This window comes from Enterobacter cloacae complex sp. 2021EL-01169 (assembly GCF_020733125.1).
Lineage (GTDB): Bacteria > Pseudomonadota > Gammaproteobacteria > Enterobacterales > Enterobacteriaceae > Enterobacter > Enterobacter roggenkampii.
Genome location: NZ_JAJFTC010000044.1, coordinates 1 through 2,004, shown reverse-complemented (window position 1 = coordinate 2,004; position 2,004 = coordinate 1). Strand labels below are relative to the sequence as shown.

Here is a 2,004-nt window from a genome sequence, read left to right as displayed (position 1 = left end):
AATCGTATGATTCTAATTTTATTAAATAAAGTAAGTTTCTGCATTGGTTTATCAAGAATGGTTGATCATATAAAACCACTACTTAGACCAAAAAGTGATCAGTAGTTTTCACACAGCCTGTGCCAGATGCGGACGTCGAGGAGAATGTTATTTTGATGCGAAATATTTGCGTAATATTTTTTCTAATAACGAGAAAACGACCGTCACCCTTTTGGGAGTAATCAGCTGGTAAGGCCGATATAAATAAAATTGCCATTTCTCCTGTCGCAGTTCTGGCAATGGGGGAACAAGTTGGCCGCTTGCTAAGTACTCCCTACAGATAAAGTCGCTGGACTGTACAACCGTTCTCCCGGCCAATGCAGCCTGAATTTCGGCATATGGATCTGTAGTATAAAACTCAATATGACGAGGGACAAAAGTATTTACTGCGTCACTCATAAACTCAAATGATTTTCCCGTCTCAGGATTAATTAAACCACTAAATGGATAACGCTGTCGAAGATCTTCTAAATCAGTAGGTGCTCCCAGGCGCTCAATAAGTTCAGGGGATGCAACCAAAATATGTTCAACTTGTCCGATATTTTTAATGATAAAGTTTGGATTAGGTTCTCGTCCTACGCGTATACCTATATCAATACGATGCTCAATAGTATCAAGTTTCATCATATCTAAACGCCAGTCGATAAATAACTCAGGATAGGGACGTAGTGCAGTCAATAGTTCATACAAGATTTGTTCATGATTTGGAAATCGAAGTAATGTGATACGAACAATACCCTTCATTTCATTATCATCTTTCGCTGTCTGAAAAAGTTTTTCAGAATCTTCAAGCAGTCGCTTTGCTTGGGGTAAAAATAGTTCGCCGAAACTGGTGAGAAAGATCGAACGCGTATTACGTTTGAATAAAGGTTCACCAAGTTGTTTCTCCAGCTCAGCGACTGTTCGGGTTACTACTGATGGTGAAACCGACAGCTTGATGGCTGCTTCGCGGAAGTTCAAGGTCTCAGAGGCGATGATAAAAAATTTTAGAGCGTCAAGTTTGTCCATGATTATTGTGAAATTTGCAATAATGTATTTTGATAATAGCAATTAATTTGCAAATATTCCAGCCATATAATCGAACAATCAAATAAGTAACCTGTCTTACTTTTTATCAGAACTCAAAAGAGTAAATTATGTCAATTCAACCAGTAGAGTTAAACAAAGCCTATCGTTTATTACAGGTCGGGCCAACGACGATGATATCGGCTAAAAATGATGGCATTGAAAATGTCATGGCAGCGGCCTGGGTGGGATTAGTAGGCAATAACAAAGTGATGGCTTTTATAGGTCCACAGGCATTTACTCGCGGGCTTGTAGAAAAAAGCGGATATTACGTTGTACAGATCCCAGTAGTGAATCAGATGGAAATGGTTTTATATGCTGGAGGTCACAGTTATTCCGACACACCCGATAAAAATAGTAAAATCCCACTATTTTATCAGAAAGAATTTGATCTGCCTTTAGTGGAAGGTTGCGCTGGCTGGTTAGTATGTAAGGTCATACCCAATGAAGAAAATGAAAAGCAGCACAACTTGTTCATGGGTGAAATTGTCGGAGCATGGAGTGATGACCGCGTTTTCAAAAATGGGCACTGGATTTTTGATGATGCACCAGATGAATTACGTACTGTTCATTACGTAGCTGGCGGACAGTTTTACGCCATTGGCAAAGGGACAAAATTTAATTATGGGCCGGGAAAAGACTAATCCTTACTTCTGCATAAATGTAGCCATATAACATGGCTACAAAGAGGTAGTAGCATAAAAGAACAACCTACTTAAGATGTTTGCTTCTCACTCACAGCGGACCTTTAGCTCAGTTAGCATATCCACTCAGTGCCCAGGCTGTGTAAAAACTCGGTTTTTTCAGTATCTGAGGACTAACACCAGCAGGGATGCAAGATATTCCTGATATGGGCTGTATTCGCAGTGATTTGTATGTTGAGGCAAAACGAGACTTTGT

At 39.7% G+C, this 2,004-nt stretch carries 2 protein-coding genes; one reads left to right on the top strand and one right to left on the bottom strand.

The genetic code is table 11. The annotated features are described in order from the left end of the window. Positions 1-147: 147 nt before the first annotated feature. Complete coding sequence (locus LLF79_RS26745) at positions 148-1,047, bottom strand: LysR family transcriptional regulator (RefSeq protein ID WP_058653788.1); 900 nt, start codon at positions 1,045-1,047, stop codon at positions 148-150. 128 nt (positions 1,048-1,175) lie between these two features. Between LLF79_RS26745 and LLF79_RS26740 the strand changes: the two genes are divergently transcribed. Continuing rightward, positions 1,176-1,748 (top strand): flavin reductase family protein, encoded by a 573-nt coding sequence (locus LLF79_RS26740; protein ID WP_021241342.1) that lies wholly within the window; start codon positions 1,176-1,178, stop codon positions 1,746-1,748. Positions 1,749-2,004 lie beyond the last annotated feature (256 nt).

Bases quoted from the DNA above. Each gene is read 5' to 3' on its own strand.
- LLF79_RS26745 (WP_058653788.1), bottom strand. From the start codon at position 1,047: ATGGACAAACTTGACGCTCTAAAATTTTTTATCATCGCCTCTGAGACC.
- LLF79_RS26740 (WP_021241342.1), top strand. From the start codon at position 1,176: ATGTCAATTCAACCAGTAGAGTTAAACAAAGCCTATCGTTTATTACAG.